Raw genomic sequence first — 16,306 nt, forward strand, 5'->3', positions numbered from 1 at the left:
ATCCCTCAGAACACGCACCATACAACGATTAACCGAAGTTTCTTAAATGTTAACAAAATAGATTTTCAGAAACCATAAATAATTGTATTTTTACGGTTCAAAATTCAGAAAATAAATGGGCAAAATCATTGCGATTGCTAATCAAAAAGGAGGCGTTGGAAAGACTACTACATCGGTAAATCTTGCAGCCTCATTGGGTGTTTTAGAAAAGAAAGTATTGTTGATCGACGCTGATCCTCAAGCAAATGCCACATCTGGCCTTGGGATCGATGTAGAATCTGTTGAGATGGGTACCTACCAAATACTTGAACACAGTAACACTCCCAAAGAAACCATTATAAAATGTTCAGCTGTAAATGTTGATGTGATCCCTGCGCACATTGACCTTGTTGCCATCGAAATCGAATTGGTTGATAAAGAAAACAGAGAGTACATGCTTAAAAAAGCATTAGAAAGTGTAAAAGACGAATATGATTATATCATCATCGATTGTGCACCTTCATTAGGTTTACTAACCTTAAATGCTTTAACAGCGGCTGACTCAGTTGTTATTCCTATTCAATGCGAATATTTTGCACTTGAAGGATTAGGAAAATTACTGAACACCATAAAAAGTATTCAAAAAATACACAATCCGGATCTTGATATCGAAGGATTGTTACTTACTATGTACGATTCAAGATTACGTTTATCCAATCAGGTTGTAGAAGAGGTTCAAAAACACTTTAACGATATGGTTTTTGATACCGTTATTCAGCGAAATGTAAAATTAAGCGAGGCTCCAAGTTTTGGCGAAAGCATCATTAATTATGACGCAACAAGCAAAGGAGCAGTAAATTACATTCATTTAGCTCAAGAAATTATAAAGAAAAACAGTAAATAGTTTTTATGACAAAAGCAATTAAAAAACAAGCCTTAGGAAGAGGATTATCAGCATTATTAAAAGATCCGGAAAACGACATTACATCAGTAGAAGATAAAAATGCTGACAAGGTTGTTGGAAACATCATTGAGCTTGAAATAAGTGCTATCGAAATAAATCCATTTCAGCCTAGAAGCAATTTTAATGAAGAATCGTTACGCGAATTAGCCACTTCTATTAAAGAACTTGGCGTGATTCAACCTATTACTGTTCGAAAATTAGACTTCAATAAATATCAGTTAATTTCAGGAGAGCGCCGTTTGCGTGCTTCAACTTTGGTTGGCCTGACACATGTTCCTGCATACATTCGTATTGCAAACGACAATGAGTCACTGGTTATGGCTTTGGTAGAGAATATCCAGCGTCATGATTTAGATCCAATCGAGATCGCACTTTCGTACCAACGTTTGATTGATGAAATTCAATTGACACAGGAACAAATGAGTGAGCGCGTTGGAAAAAAACGTTCTACAATTGCCAATTATTTACGTCTTTTAAAACTGGACCCGATTATTCAAACCGGTATTCGCGATGGTTTTATCAGTATGGGACACGGTAGAGCAATCATCAATATTGAAGATTTAGATGTTCAGACTGATATCTACCAAAAAATAGTAAGCCAGAATTTATCTGTTCGCGAAACAGAGACTTTAGTAAAAAATTACCACGAAAGCTTAAAACCAAAAGTTGAAGGAAAACCAAAAGCAGATTCTTCATTTGTGGTGAGAGAAACACAAAAAAACACTTTCAACGATTATTTTGGTGCGAAAGTTGATGTAAAAGTCGCAGGTAACGGAAAAGGAAAAATCACCATTCCTTTTAATTCTGAAGCCGACTTTAATCGAATTATAAAATTAATAAACGGATAGTGAATAAGATTGTCCCCATAAGTCTATTGTTCTTTCTCATAGGAACCGTTTCTCTTTTTGCCCAGGCAAAAAAAGACACGGTTTTGGTTGTTAAAGACACTAGCAAGTTACAAGAAATAGATCCGCTTACACCAGCAAAAGCAGCTTTTTACTCTGCAATCTTACCCGGTTTAGGTCAGGCATACAATAAAAAATACTGGAAAATACCTTTGGTTTACGGAGCAATTGGTACCAGTTTATATTTTTATATTGACAATAATAACAAATACCGCGATTATCGTAACGCCTACAAACGAAGATTAGAAGGTTACAACGATGATAAATACCAGTTTCTGGACGAAAGCCGACTTGTTGCAGGTCAGAAATTCTATCAGCGAAACAGGGATTTATCAGCTTTATTTGTTGTTGCTTTTTATGCCCTAAACATTATAGACGCCAATGTTGACGCAGCTTTGATTCAATTCAACGTAAACGAAAGACTATCAATGCGTCCGGAGGTTTATCCTAACGACATTACTTTCAGACCAAACGTTGGACTAACTTTTAATTACCACTTTTAAATAACTGCTGTTATTTAAACTCAAAAAATACATACAAAATGAAAATTGCGCTTTTAGGTTACGGAAAAATGGGTAAAGTAATTGAACGAATTGCTTTAGAAAGAGGTCACGAAATTGTTTTAAAGAAAGACGAATTCAACACATACGACGGACTTTCAACTGCAGATGTTGCAATTGACTTTAGCGTTCCAACCGCAGCAGTAAGCAACATTTCGAGCTGTTTTAACAACAATGTACCTGTTGTTTCAGGCACAACTGGCTGGTTGGAGCATTTTGACGAAATGGTCGCTCTTTGCAACGAAAAACAAGGTGGTTTTATATCGAGTTCAAATTTCAGCTTAGGAGTAAATATCTTCTTTGAATTAAATGACTACTTAGCCAAAATCATGTCGCAATTTGATTCTTACAAAGTATCAATGGAAGAAATTCATCATACTCAAAAATTAGATGCTCCAAGCGGAACAGCTATTTCTTTAGCAAAAGGTGTTATCGAAAATAGCAATTACACCAATTGGACTCTGGATCAGGCAAAAACAAATGAGATTCATATTGAAGCAAAAAGAATTGGCGATGTTCCGGGAACTCATACCGTAACTTACGACTCAATTGTAGACAGCATCGAATTAAAACATACTGCACACAACCGCGAAGGTTTTGCTCTTGGAGCTGTAATTGCCGCCGAATGGCTTGCTGGTAAAACAGGAATTTACAGCATGAAAGATGTATTAAATTTAAAATAATCAATTTTTAAAGCATCAGGAGTTTCTATAGAACAAACCTGAACTTGAAACATAAAACAAAAAACTATGACACTATATCTTTGGTTCGTATTTTTCTTAGCCGTACAAGTAATTCACTTTCTAGGAACCTGGAAACTGTATCAGGCAGCCGGGAGAAAAACCTGGGAAGCTGCAATTCCGGTTTACAATTCAATAATTTTAATGAAAATAATCAGTCGCCCAACCTGGTGGACTTTATTACTTTTCATCCCGATTATTAATTTAATTATGTTTCCTGTTGTTTGGGTAGAAACCTTAAGAACATTTGGTAAAAAATCTACTTTAGATACTTTATTAGGTATTTTCACTTTTGGATTTTATATCTATTATGTAAATTATACTCAAAAATTAGAATATAATGCCAACAGAGAATTAAGACCTCAAAATAAAACTGCAGACACTATAAGCTCTTTACTTTTTGCTATTATCGTAGCAACATTAGTACATACTTATGTGGTACAGCCTTATACAATACCTACTTCATCATTAGAAAAATCATTATTAATTGGTGACTTCCTGTTTGTAAGCAAAGTAAATTACGGCCCTCGTGTACCTATGACAACGGTGGCGCTGCCAATGGTTCACGATACGATACCATTTGTAAAAAGAAAATCCTATTTAAGCTGGCCACAATTACCTTACTTTAGATTGCCGGCTTTAGAAAAAATAAAACGATCTGACATTGTGGTTTTCAACTGGCCTGTAGATACGGTTCATTATTTTTACGAGCCAAAAGGAAGACCCGGAGTTATAAAACCTATCGATAAAAAATCGAATTACGTAAAAAGATGTGTTGGTATTCCTGGTGACAGCTTGTCAATTGTAGACGGTTTTGTTTTTATTAATGGAAAAAAATTAATTTTACCGGAACGTGCAAAGCCTCAATATTCATATGCTGTAGCTTTAGACGGGAAAACTCCGGTTGATTTTGAATCATTAATGAAGGAGCTTGACATTACGGATGGCGCTTATATTAAAGATCAGGAAAAAAGAGATACTATATATTTTAGAGCATTAACAGAAGCTAGTGCAGAACGTTTAAAAAACACTCCCGGAATTACTGCTGTAAAAAGAGAAATTGACAGAGGAAATGACAACGCAATTTTCCCTCATATCAACAAATGGAGTCAGGATAATTTTGGTCCAATATACATTCCTCAGGCAGGAAAAACAGTCGCTTTGACCAATGAATCTCTACCATTTTACAAGGAAATCATTACCAAATACGAAGGAAACACTTTGCAATTAGATGGTTCTCATTTTTTAATCAACGGAAAACAAGCTACTACATATACCTTTAAACAAGACTATTACTGGATGATGGGAGACAACCGTCATAACTCTGAAGATAGCCGTTACTGGGGTTATGTTCCTGCAAATCACATCGTAGGAAAACCGGTTTTTATCTGGATGAGCTGGGACACTAACGGAAAAGGAATTAATAAAGTTCGTTGGGACAGGGTTTTCACTACCGTTAATGGCGAAGGACAACCACAATCTTACTTTAAATACTTCTTAATTATTCTTGCAGCCTATTTTGTTGGAGAATATTTCTGGAGAAAAAGAAAAGAAAACAAAGCATAAAAAAAATAGTTATTTTTGTTTCAGGTTTCAAGCTTCAGGTTTCTTTGCGAACGTGAAACTTGAAACCTGAAACTTTTAACGTAAAACTTAATAAAATGAATTCCTTATTACTTCCTACCTATTTTCCGTCGATTAGTCACTTTGCAGTTATGGCTCAATCTGAAAATATTACTTTTGAAATGGAAGATAATTTTCAAAAACAGACCAATAGAAACCGTACTTACATCTATAGTCCAAACGGAATTCAGTTATTGAACATTCCTGTTAAGCATTCAAAAACAACACATCAAAAAACGAAAGATGTTTTGATCGAGAATGAATTCGACTGGCAAAAACAACATTTTAAATCACTGGAAGCAGGATATAGAAGTTCGCCTTTTTTTGAGTTTTTTGAAGATGATATACGCCCTATTTTCGAAAAGCAACATACTTTCCTTATGGATCTGAATATGGAAGTTTTAGACATTGTAACGAAGTGCTTACGAATGAAATTAGAATTTTCTAAAACCACCGAATATTTTCATGAGGCCGAAAACATCACTGATTCCAGATTTTTGGCAAACGGAAAAAAAGATCCCAATGTATTTGAAAAATACACCCAGGTTTTTGATGACAAACACGGATTCATCAACAATTTAAGTGTTTTGGACTTGCTTTTTAACGAAGGTAAATTTGCCATGGATTATTTAAAAACACAGAAACTAGTTTAATTACGTTTTTATGTTTTCTTTTTGGAATTTGGAATTTTAAAAAATTGATTTTCTTTTCAATTTATTCCATCGAAAGTCTCGCCATTATAGGATAATGATCTGAATTTTCGAAATCGGGGAAACTTTCAAAACCTTTTACTTTCATCTTACTGTCAGTAAAAATATAGTCAATTCGGGCTGGGTAATAACGGAATTTATAAGTCGCGCCAAAACCTTCTCCTGCTTCTTCAAAAGCATCTTTTTGTTTTCCTTTTATACTTCGGTATACATACGAAAACGGACTATTATTCATGTCTCCACAAATAATAAACTGAGTTTTGCATTTTTTAATATTCTCTTTAAATATTTCAGCCTGCTCCTGTTGCTGCCTGAATCCTTTACTTATTCGGGTATAAATAAGCTGTGACTTTTCCTGATTTACATTATCTATATTATTCGAAATATTAGTGACATCAGGCGAAATTTTGATGGATTGCAAGTGCATATTGTATACCCGAATTACATCTTTGCCACGCTTTATATCAGCATAAATTACATTATTATCCGAATTAGGAAAAATAATATTCCCTTCAAATATGATAGGAAACTTAGAGAAAATAGCCTGACCAGTTTTAATCTGATTTCCATCGATAAATATATAGCGATGAGGATACACTTTTAAGTCGATATGAGCAGAATTGGAATATTCCTGAATACAAAGAATGTCCGGATCTTTTTCATCAATAAAAGCTTTTATATTTGACGGAATATCATCACGGTCCAGCCATTTAAAAACATTAAAAAGACGTACGTTATAACTCATAATAGAGAAGTCCTTCTCGTCTTTGATATATTCCTTGGCAGAGAATTTATAAAATTTACTGATAAAGGTAATTCCGGTCAGCAAAACCAAACCAGATAAAATAAGACGTTTTTTAAACTGAATTGCCCAATAAATAAAGAACAATCCATTCAGCACGAAAAAAACCGGCATAAAGAGCGTAAGCACCGATAGAAGAGGAAAACTTCTAGGTGCCAAAAATGGTAAAATATAAATACTAAATGTCACTACAGTCAGTACTATATTCAAAAAGAACATTATTTTATTAAACCACGAAAGGTTTTTCATATTTCTATGCTAAAAGGATTATTTTCCAGCTTTAAATAAAAACTCTTTTTCTTCTTTTGTAAGACAATCATAACCCGACTGGCTAATCTTATCTAAAATTTCATCAATTTGCTGTTGCGTTTTATCTTTTGTAACAATTCTTGACGTCACTTTTTCTGTAGGTTTTTTGTAATTTTTATGAACTTTTTTGAAAGGGGTCGAAGGGGATTTTTTAAATAGATTTACAAAGAAATCTATTGTTCTGGAAACTATTTTACTTAAATCTGTTCCGTTTTGAAGCAGTTTAATAAACAGGAATCCAAAAATTGCTCCGGCTAAATGAGAGACATGCCCACCGGTATTATCTAATCGAAACTGCATTAAATCAAGTACCAGGATTACAGCTGTAATATGCCAGAGTTTAACATTGCCAAAAAACATTAAACGCACACCCATTAAAGGCTGATACGTTGTTACAGCAACAAGAATTGCCATAATCGCAGCAGAAGCACCAACAATAGGAGCCGAAATATTAAAAAAGTAAAAACTCAGGGCAAAAGCAACACCTGCAAAGATTGCTCCTAAAACATACAATCCTAAATATTGTTTTTGGGTAAAAAAGGTAAGAAACAAATTGCTCGCAAAGTTTAAAACCATCATATTAAACAGCAAATGCAGGAACGATGCATGAAAAAAAGCATACGTTAAAAATGTCCAGGGCTTAAACAAAAATATATTGGGATCTGATGATAAGGCCAACCAGGTTGGATAATTAAAACCACCTCCTGAATATGAATAAAAGAACACCAACGAGATCAGAAAACAAACAATGTTCCAATAAATAACACGCATTGCTATACCACCCAATCTATACTGTAATTTTAAATCATCAAGAATATTCATAAAAGCTTTCTTTAGTTTTTATTTGCGATATTAAAGTTAAAAATTAATTCCAACGATTACCATTAAACTGATTTTTTTTCCAGTACCACATAATCAAAAATCCAGTCAAAGCTCCACCAACGTGTGCAAAATGTGCGATTCCAGTTCCTCCGCTTCCAAATAAAGAGCTTCCTCTAAATCCTAAAAACAAATCAACAGCTAAAATTCCAGGAACAAAATACTTAGCCTTAATAGGAACAGGAATAAACATAAGCGCTAACTCAGCATTAGGAAACATAAAAGCGAAAGCTGTAAGCAAACCGTAAATAGCTCCTGAAGCCCCCACAACTGTACCAATGTAAGAATCTGTAAAACTTGAGAATTGAGAAACAGAAACTAAATCCTGCCATCTTGTATCTATTTTACCTTCGCTCAAAAGCTTCATGACATCCGCTTTTTGATATCCATTAGCCATTAAAACATTCATAGTATCCTGAAAAGAATAATAATTTACTGCTGTATGTAGTAACGCAGCACCTAAACCACATGAAATGTAGAAAAATAAAAATTTCTTACCTCCCCAAAAATGTTCTAAAGCTGAACCAAATGAAACCATTGCAATCATATTGAAAGCAATATGCATAATACCGCCATGCATAAACATGTGTGTTATGGGCTGCCATGCTCTGAAATTTGGATTTTCAGGAAAAAACATAGCAAAATATTCATAAGAAACCGGCACTAATTGAGAACCAATAAAAAAAATAATATTAATTATCAATAATTGTTTTACAACGGGAGTCATATTCATCATAAGGCAAACTTTTTATCTATATCTTCCACACGCATGGTGATGAAAGTAGGTTTTTGAAAAGGTGAAATATTTGGATCTTTACAGGCAAACAAACCGTTTACCAAATTATCTTGTTCTTTTTCGGTTAAATAAGACCCCGTTTTAACCGCTAAACTTTTGGCCATCGATTTGGCAATTGTATCGTTCTGGCTATAACTGCTGGCCGGGATTCCGTCTTGCAAATCGCTCAACAATTGTTCTATTACAAGGGAAACTTCACTTTCGGTAATATTTACCGGAATTCCTGAAATGACAATATGATCCGTCTGCGCTTCTTCAAACACAAAACCGGTTGTTTCTAAAGAAGGTTTTAATTCTTCGATTAATGTCATTTCATCAGAAGAATAAAATAAATTCAACGGAAACAGCAATTGCTGACTCGAAGCCTGATTAACGGTCATATTAAGCAGAAATTGTTCGTACAAAATACGCTGATGCGCTCGTTGCTGATCAACAATGACCATTCCGGATTTTATAGGCGAAACAATATATTTTTTATGAATTTGATAAGTTCCCTGACTTGCCTGCTCAATTTCATTATCATTAAACAATGATGAAGTTACTTCTTCATTTTCGAATGTAAAAGGCGAGCTTTCTATTGTATCGGTTTCTAAACCTACATATAAACTTTCCCACGTTGCCGTTGGCTCTACTCTTTTATTATATCCTGAATATGAATTTGAACCCGAACCAGATCCCGAACTAAAACCAGAGCCTGAACCTGAACCCGATCCGGAACTTGTTTTAGCATAATGCTGGTTGGTTTTATCATCTGTAAACGGATTAAAAGTTCCGTCAACCTGAATTGTTGGCGTTTCTGCCTCTAAATCTTTATAGTGATATGGTGTATCTAAATTGGCATCGCGATCAAAATCAAGAACAGGTGCAACATTAAATTGCCCCAAACTATGTTTGATCGAAGCTCTTAAAATAGCATACAAAGCTTGTTCATCGTCAAACTTAATTTCTGTTTTAGTAGGATGAATATTGATATCGATCGTGTTTGGCGGAACCTTCAAAAACAAGAAATAACTTGGTTGAGAACCATCTTTCAGAAGTCCGTCATAAGCCGCCATTACTGCATGATGCAAATAACCACTTTTTATGAAACGATCGTTTACAAAAAAGAACTGTTCTCCCCTGCTTTTCTTGGCAAATTCAGGTTTGCAAACAAATCCCTGAACATTTATTATTTCTGTATCTTCATTAACAGGAACCAATTTTTCATTGGTTTTGCCGGACATAATCCCCACAATACGCTGACGATAACCTGCAGCAGGCAAATTATACATTTCGCTTCCGTTATGATAAAACGTAAAATGGATATTAGGATGTGCCAAAGCTACACGCTGAAATTCATCCATAACATGACGGAATTCAACTATATCAGATTTTAAGAAATTGCGCCGGGCAGGAATATTAAAAAATAAATTTTTAACAGCAAATGAAGTTCCTTTTGGTAAAACGGCGACTTCCTGCGAAACAAATTTACTTCCTTCGATTACGATATGAGTTCCCAGTTCGTCCTGATCTTGTTTGGTTTTCATTTCCATGTGCGCAATTGCCGCAATAGAAGCCAATGCTTCACCCCGAAAACCTTTTGTACATAAAGAAAATAAATCCTCGGCCTGGCGGATTTTAGAAGTGGCGTGACGCTCAAAACACAAACGTGCATCAGTCACACTCATCCCTGAACCATTATCGATAACCTGAACTAATGATTTTCCGGCATCTTTAATAATCAATTTAATGTCAGTTGCCTTAGCATCAACAGCATTTTCTAACAGCTCTTTTACGACTGAAGCAGGTCTTTGAACCACTTCTCCAGCGGCAATTTGGTTAGCAACGTGATCAGGAAGTAATTGAATGATACTCGACATTAAGAAAAAATAATTAAAAAGTTAAGGTTAAAATTTTCGAACCAAGAAGCACAAATTTAATGAATTTCTCTTGGCTTTTAGAATAAGTGCTGTCATAAAAAAAACAAAAAACCTGCACTATTTTACACAGTACAGGTTTTTAATATTTTAGAAGAAAAATATTGCTATTCTTTCTCGATTTTTATCGGCGTTTCTTCTATCTGAATTGCTCCTGAAGACAACAATGGTTGATTAAACGGATGTGACATCGAAGCTTGTTGGCGAATATAAGCCATTTTGATCGCAGCAATCGCAGCTTCAGTACCTTTGTTTCCGTGAATTCCTCCACTTCTATCAATCGACTGCTGTATATTGTTGTCTGTCAAAACGCAAAAAATAACCGGAATATCAGTTTGAACATTCAAATCTTTAATTCCTTGTGTTACACCTTCGCATACAAAATCAAAATGTTTGGTTTGTCCCTGGATTACGCATCCAATTACAATTACTGCATCTACATTTTGTGTCTGCAACATTTTTTTTGCGCCATAAATCAACTCAAAACTCCCCGGAACATTCCAGCGGATAATTTGTTGAGCCGGAACTTCATTATCAATTAATGCTTCAAAAGCACCATTATAAAGTCCTTCAGTTATAGTTTCATTCCACTCAGAAACAACAATCCCAAATCGAAAATCTTTCGCATTTGGGATCGTGTTTTTATCGTATTCTGATAAATTTTTATTTTCGGTAGCCATCTGTATATTTTAAATTTTTAAATTCTCAACTACAAATCTACAATCTTAAATCTTAAATCTAAAATTATTATTGCGCTAATCCAATCAATACATCAACAGAAGCTGCTTCCGGAGTTGCATCGTAATTTTCTTTAATATCTGTTAAATATTTCAAAGCATCCTCTTTTTGACCTAAAGCCAAAGCAGTTTTACCAGCTTTTAATAAGAAACGAGGTGTTGTAAAATCGTTTTTGTTAGATTCAGCTGCTTTTACATAATAGTCTAAAGCTTCTTTTTGTTGGTTTTTTTGAGAATAAGCATCTCCAATTCCACCAATTGCCAAAGCATTCACGATAGCTTCTTTAGATTTAAAGTTACCTAAATATTTAATAGCCTCATCAAATTTACCTGTATTCAAATATGCCATACCAGCATAATAGTTTGCTAAATTTCCAGCATCAGTTCCAGAATATTCTTCAGCAATTTTCACGAATCCAAATTTACCTTCAGAACCATTCAAAGCTAATTTGTATAATGAATCACTTGCTACACCATTTGTCGCTTTATCAAAATTTTGCTGAGCAACAAACATTTCGCTTGCAGCTTCGTCTTGTTTAGGAGCTTCGATGAATTTTTGGTAAGCCAAATATCCAATAGTAGCCACAGCAATACCGGCAACTAAACCAATAATGATTTTTTGATTTTTAGCAACCCAATCCTCAGTTCTTGAAGCAGTTTCATCTAGTTTAGAAAAAACGTCAGCAGTAGTACTGTTTTTTCCATCAAGAATTACTTGTTGTTCTTCATTCACAACCTCCTCTTTAACTTCCTTTTCCTTTGGTGCTTTATATCCTCTTTTATTGTAAGTAGCCATTTAAAATTAATTTAGTGAACGGCAAAAATAAAATTTTTATTGAAACTAACGTAAAAAAAAGCAAATTTATATCTATTTAAAAAAAATAATTCACTAAACAGCTAATTCTTTCACTTTAATCTCGAAATAATTCATCCCAAAATCCGCTAAATACCTAACTATTTGGATCTTTTTACCCATTTGCATCTGACTATTTTCTAATTAATAGAAAGTCTCTAATTCTATTAAAAGTAATTTTTAGCGACAGATTTCACAGATTCTAACAGATTAAGCATTAATTGAATTAAATTTGCGGAACAAAATCCTTTTTAATCTTTTATCCCGATAATTATCCGGAGCTGTAGAAAAAACCTAATCTGCAGGAGAAAGTCATAAATTGGACAAGCCAACTTTTATTATTACAGTTTCAAAAAAAATGTATTTAAACAAAATTTCTTTATTCAATTATAAAAATTTCTCCGAAGTCAGTTTTGATTTTGACCGCAAGATCAATTGTTTTGTGGGCAAAAACGGAATTGGAAAAACGAATGTACTGGATGCTATTTACCATCTGGCTTACGGAAAAAGTTACTTTAATCCGCTGGCCGTGCAAAACATCAAGCACGGAGAAGAGTTTTTTGTTATTGATGCCGAACTGGAAAAGAATGACAGAACAGAACAAATTGTTTGCAGTTTAAAAAAAGGGCAAAAGAAAATTTTAAAACGCAACGGAAAACCTTACGATAAATTCTCAGATCATATTGGATTTATTCCGTTGGTAATTATATCTCCGGCTGATCGTGATTTAATTGTTGAAGGAAGCGAAACGCGTCGTAAGTTTATGGATAGCGTCATCTCGCAATTAGACTCCACTTATCTGCATCAGCTCATTCAATATCAAAAAGTAATTGTACAGCGAAATGCTTTATTGAAGTATTTTGCATTGAACCGTACTTTTGACAATGATACCTTATCTATATATAATGACCAACTGAATAGTTTTGGGCAATCGATTTTTGAAAAAAGAAAAGATTTCCTGGAACAATTTATACCTATATTTAATATACACCATCAGGCCATAACCGGATCTGAAGAAACAGTGCAATTGGTTTATGAAAGTCATTTGTATGAAAAAGACCTGTTGACTCTTTTAAAAGAGAACATCAATAAAGATCGTGCGCTGCAATATACAAGCGTAGGAATTCATAAAGATGATTTATCTTTTGAGATCGATTCTCATCCTATAAAGAAATTCGGATCACAAGGGCAGCAAAAATCATTTTTGATTGCTTTGAAATTAGCTCAGTTTGAATTTCTAAAAAAACAAAGTGGTGTAAAACCGCTATTGCTTTTTGATGATATTTTCGACAAGCTTGACGAAATCAGAGTGGGTAAAATCATCGAAATGGTCAACAGCGAGACTTTTGGTCAGCTTTTTATTTCAGACACACATCCGGAACGTACCGAAACTATCGTAAAATCGACACATCAGAGTTATAAGATATTTAATTTGTGATTTTTTTTGCCACAGATTAAAAAGATTAAATGGATTTCAAATCTTTGACAAAGTAACCACAATATTGTCATCCCCTATTTCTATGATAAAACCAAATCTTTTTTTTCAGGAGAGAATCTCGCTATCCGTTTCAAACGAAGTTCACTGAACTACGAAATAAAATAGAAATTAAGTGAAGTAATCTTTTGTGGCTAACCGCGCCAGAAGAGTTTTTCCACTTCTTTAGAGACTAGGCATTAGTTTTCCTAACAATATTTTTAAAAACTATTCATGAAATTGGTGGCAAACTTTTTTTATTTCACTTTCTATTAAGAATTCAAAATTGAAAAATCATTACTTTAGCGATACCATATTTAAAATTTAATTCCATGAAATTCCCCAAAATTTTATTGCTAATAGTTTCAATTGTACTTATTTCCTGCAACGATAAAAAATCTAGCTCCTTTGAATCACTGCATTCAAAAGAATTTGCAGAAAAAATTAAAACAACAGATCATCCACAAATTTTAGACGTTCGAACTCCTGACGAATTCGAATCGGAACATATCGATAATGCCAAAAATGTAAACTGGAATGGTGACGATTTTGAAGCAAAAGCAGCATCTTACGACAAATCGAAACCTGTTTTTGTCTATTGCCTAAGCGGAGGAAGAAGCAAAAAAGCAGCCACAAAACTAAAAGAATTAGGTTTTGATACTGTTTACGAATTAGATGGCGGTTTCCTGAACTGGAACGAAGAAGGATTTGGAATTCCTGCAGAGGTAGATGCCGGAATGTCTATGAATGAATTTAATGATTTATTAAATTCTGACAAAAAAGTTCTGGTTGATTTTTATGCGGTATGGTGCGGACCATGCAAGCAAATGGAACCGTTTCTTTTAACAATGCAAAAAGATATGGCAGATAAAGTAAAGATTATTAGAATTGATGTTGATAAAAACAAAACGTTGGCAACTCAATTAAAAATTGACCAATTACCAACAATTGTATTATATGAAAACAAAGCCGTACAATGGAAAACTACAGGCTTTATCAGTGAAAAAGACTTAAAAAAACAACTGCAATAAAACAAAGAATATGCTAACGAAAGAATCATTGCAATTTTTAGACGATTTAAAAAAGAACAACAATAGAGAGTGGTTTCAGGACAATAAAAAACGATACGAGATTTTCAAAAAAGATTATCACCAGTTAGTGAGTGATTTTCTTGACGTAATGAAACCTCTTGATCCGTCATTAGAATTACTGGAAGTTAAAAATTGCACTTTCAGAATCAATCGCGATATTCGATTTTCTAAAGACAAATCACCTTATAAAGCGCATCTTGGTGTTTGGCTTTCATCAGGAGCAAAAGGACAAAATCGTTCCGGATATTATGTTCATATCGAAAAAGGAGCCAGTTTTATTGCTGGAGGATTTTATTCGCCAGAACCTGATCAGCTAAAGAAAGTCCGTAAAGAAATTGCTTTTTTTCATGATGATTTAGAAGCTATTCTTGCCGATAAAAACTTCAAGAAAGAGTTTGGAAATTTGGATGTAAATGAAACCAATTCGCTTAAAAATCCGCCAAGAGGTTACGAGAAAGACCATCCGGCAATTGAATTTTTAAAACTAAAAAGTTTCACGGCTACTCAAAAATATGATATTTCCGAAGTCACTCAAAAAGAATTTGTTGCCAAAATGAGTAAAAAACTTATCGCTTTAAAACCACTAAACGAGTTCATTAATCGCGCCTTAGAAACGGACGAAGAATTTTAAAAAAAAGTTAGCCACAGATTAACACAGATTAAAAATCCTTTAAATCTTTTAATCTGTGGCAAAAAAAACAAATAGGTAAAAAAATTACCACGACTAATTAGTGAAAATTCGCGAAATTCGTGGCAAAAAACTACTCCTCAAATGACAAAAAGAAAAATACTTTTTCTTGGAGAATCCTATCGCGCTGACGCTATTACATGGATGAATGGCTTGAAGGAATTTGGCGACTTTGAAATTCGCACCTGGGAACTTCAAACACCAAACAACTCGAAACTCAACCGCTTCAAACGTATTTTAGAATATATCTTCTCTCCGCTTTCTATTCGAGAAACAATCCGAAAAGAAAAACCGGATATGATTATTGCCGAGAGAACGACCAGTTACGGCTTTCTGGCTGCGATTTCAGGAATGCATCCTATTGCAATTGCACAACAAGGCCGAACCGATTTATGGCCGGAAGGTTCTGTATTGTTACCCTTAAAAAAAATCATTCAGAAACACGCTTTCAAAAAAGCCGATTTAATTCATGCCTGGGGTCCGGTTATGACAATTTCAATGAAAGCAATTGGTGTTGATATGAATAAAGTTTTGGTTATCCCAAAAGGAATTGACTTATCACTTTTTTCTCCTTCGATCAATAATTCAAATAAAATTGAAGCCATTGTTACACGTTCTTTACAACCGGAATATCGACATGATTCGATTTTGAAAGCATTCGCCATTTTAAACCAAAGAGAAATCGATTTTTCGTTGACGATTGTTGGCGACGGAACACGTTTGCAATCTTTGAAAGATTTAGCTGCAACATTACAAATCGAGAACAAAGTAATTTTCACAGGAAGAATCCCAAATACCGAACTTCCTAAATTATTACAGCAATCCAATATTTACATCAGTATGCCAATTACCGAAGGGGTTTCGGCTTCTTTATTCGAGGCAATGGCTTGTAATTGTTATCCGGTAGTTTCGGATATTCCCGGAAATCAAAGCTGGATCAAACATCGTGAAAACGGACAATTAATAGCAATTGATAATATCGAAATGCTGGCCGAAGAACTAATTTGGTCTTTCGCGAATACTGAATCCAGAAATGATGCTATTATTCAAAATCGAAAATTTGTAGAAGAGAATGCGAATTATGATATTAATATGAAGATTATTGCAGATAAATATCATGAGTTGCTGAACAATCGCTAAAATTTGAAGCCCATATAAAAACAAAAGACTAGTTTATCAATCAAAAATGAAAGACTTTTTAGAAAAAATCAGATTAATATTCTTACCTTTTTTCGCTGTTGCAATAAGCTTTATTCTAATTTATACTTTCCTTCATTGGC

General features: G+C 34.1%; 16 protein-coding genes. 10 read left to right on the forward strand and 6 right to left on the reverse strand.

Features of this window, described 5'->3' with window-relative positions; all coding sequences use genetic code 11:
- Positions 1-115: 115 nt before the first annotated feature.
- The 6 genes from IRZ78_RS12550 (at position 116) to IRZ78_RS12575 (ending at position 5,424) form a co-directional block, all read left to right on the forward strand.
- The gene (locus IRZ78_RS12550) at positions 116-883 is read left to right on the forward strand and encodes an AAA family ATPase (RefSeq protein ID WP_065450999.1); all 768 of its coding nucleotides are present in this window, start codon (positions 116-118) and stop codon (positions 881-883) included.
- Between the two features lie 5 nt (positions 884-888).
- On the forward strand, positions 889-1,791 hold the full coding sequence (locus IRZ78_RS12555) for a ParB/RepB/Spo0J family partition protein (protein WP_194616865.1): 903 nt from the start codon (positions 889-891) through the stop codon (positions 1,789-1,791).
- The gene (locus tag IRZ78_RS12560) at positions 1,791-2,351 is read left to right on the forward strand and encodes a DUF5683 domain-containing protein (RefSeq protein ID WP_194616866.1); all 561 of its coding nucleotides are present in this window, start codon (positions 1,791-1,793) and stop codon (positions 2,349-2,351) included. Before IRZ78_RS12555 ends, IRZ78_RS12560 begins: the two co-directional genes overlap by 1 nt.
- A gap of 38 nt (positions 2,352-2,389) precedes the next feature.
- Positions 2,390-3,091 carry a 4-hydroxy-tetrahydrodipicolinate reductase gene (gene dapB / locus IRZ78_RS12565; protein ID WP_194616867.1) on the forward strand — a complete coding sequence of 234 codons (702 nt, stop codon included), beginning with the start codon at positions 2,390-2,392 and terminating at the stop codon, positions 3,089-3,091.
- 66 nt (positions 3,092-3,157) lie between these two features.
- Positions 3,158-4,714, forward strand: a complete 1,557-nt coding sequence (lepB, locus tag IRZ78_RS12570) for a signal peptidase I (protein ID WP_194616868.1) — start codon at positions 3,158-3,160, stop codon at positions 4,712-4,714.
- Between the two features lie 95 nt (positions 4,715-4,809).
- A complete protein-coding gene (locus tag IRZ78_RS12575; protein WP_194616869.1) occupies positions 4,810-5,424 on the forward strand; it encodes a WbqC family protein in 615 nt (204 codons plus the stop codon).
- Positions 5,425-5,485: 61 nt separating this feature from the next.
- Here the strand turns inward: IRZ78_RS12575 and IRZ78_RS12580 are convergent, their stop codons facing one another.
- The 6 genes from IRZ78_RS12580 to IRZ78_RS12605 all read right to left on the reverse strand — a co-directional run bounded on the left by IRZ78_RS12580 (position 5,486) and on the right by IRZ78_RS12605 (position 11,716).
- A complete protein-coding gene (locus IRZ78_RS12580; RefSeq protein WP_228520464.1) occupies positions 5,486-6,502 on the reverse strand; it encodes an endonuclease/exonuclease/phosphatase family protein in 1,017 nt (338 codons plus the stop codon).
- 48 nt (positions 6,503-6,550) lie between these two features.
- Positions 6,551-7,414: a rhomboid family intramembrane serine protease gene (locus tag IRZ78_RS12585; RefSeq protein WP_194616871.1), complete on the reverse strand. Its 864-nt coding sequence runs from the start codon at positions 7,412-7,414 to the stop codon at positions 6,551-6,553.
- A gap of 43 nt (positions 7,415-7,457) precedes the next feature.
- On the reverse strand, positions 7,458-8,207 hold the full coding sequence (locus IRZ78_RS12590; protein WP_194616872.1) for a rhomboid family intramembrane serine protease: 750 nt from the start codon (positions 8,205-8,207) through the stop codon (positions 7,458-7,460).
- Complete coding sequence (mutL, locus tag IRZ78_RS12595; RefSeq protein ID WP_194616873.1) at positions 8,204-10,126, reverse strand: DNA mismatch repair endonuclease MutL; 1,923 nt, start codon at positions 10,124-10,126, stop codon at positions 8,204-8,206. Before mutL ends, IRZ78_RS12590 begins: the two co-directional genes overlap by 4 nt.
- A 164-nt stretch (positions 10,127-10,290) precedes the next feature.
- Entirely contained in the window at positions 10,291-10,863 is a 573-nt protein-coding gene (gene ribH, locus IRZ78_RS12600) for a 6,7-dimethyl-8-ribityllumazine synthase (RefSeq protein ID WP_194616874.1), read from the reverse strand.
- A 67-nt stretch (positions 10,864-10,930) separates the two neighbouring features.
- Positions 10,931-11,716 (reverse strand): tetratricopeptide repeat protein, encoded by a 786-nt coding sequence (locus IRZ78_RS12605; RefSeq protein WP_194616875.1) that lies wholly within the window; start codon positions 11,714-11,716, stop codon positions 10,931-10,933.
- Positions 11,717-12,131: 415 nt separating this feature from the next.
- Here IRZ78_RS12605 and IRZ78_RS12610 point away from each other — a divergent pair, with 415 nt between their 5' ends.
- The 4 genes from IRZ78_RS12610 (at position 12,132) to IRZ78_RS12625 (ending at position 16,166) form a co-directional block, all read left to right on the forward strand.
- Positions 12,132-13,211 carry a DNA replication/repair protein RecF gene (locus IRZ78_RS12610; RefSeq protein WP_194616876.1) on the forward strand — a complete coding sequence of 360 codons (1,080 nt, stop codon included), beginning with the start codon at positions 12,132-12,134 and terminating at the stop codon, positions 13,209-13,211.
- 368 nt (positions 13,212-13,579) lie between these two features.
- Positions 13,580-14,278: a thioredoxin domain-containing protein gene (locus IRZ78_RS12615; RefSeq protein WP_194616877.1), complete on the forward strand. Its 699-nt coding sequence runs from the start codon at positions 13,580-13,582 to the stop codon at positions 14,276-14,278.
- 10 nt (positions 14,279-14,288) lie between these two features.
- Positions 14,289-14,969, forward strand: coding sequence for a DUF2461 domain-containing protein (locus IRZ78_RS12620; protein WP_194616878.1), 681 nt, complete (start codon positions 14,289-14,291; stop codon positions 14,967-14,969).
- Positions 14,970-15,110: 141 nt separating this feature from the next.
- On the forward strand, positions 15,111-16,166 hold the full coding sequence (locus IRZ78_RS12625) for a glycosyltransferase (RefSeq protein WP_194616879.1): 1,056 nt from the start codon (positions 15,111-15,113) through the stop codon (positions 16,164-16,166).
- The last annotated feature ends 140 nt before the right edge of the window (positions 16,167-16,306 follow it).

Origin of the sequence: Flavobacterium sp. CSZ, assembly GCF_015350725.1 — a bacterium.
In the GTDB taxonomy this organism is placed as follows: Bacteria; Bacteroidota; Bacteroidia; order Flavobacteriales; family Flavobacteriaceae; genus Flavobacterium.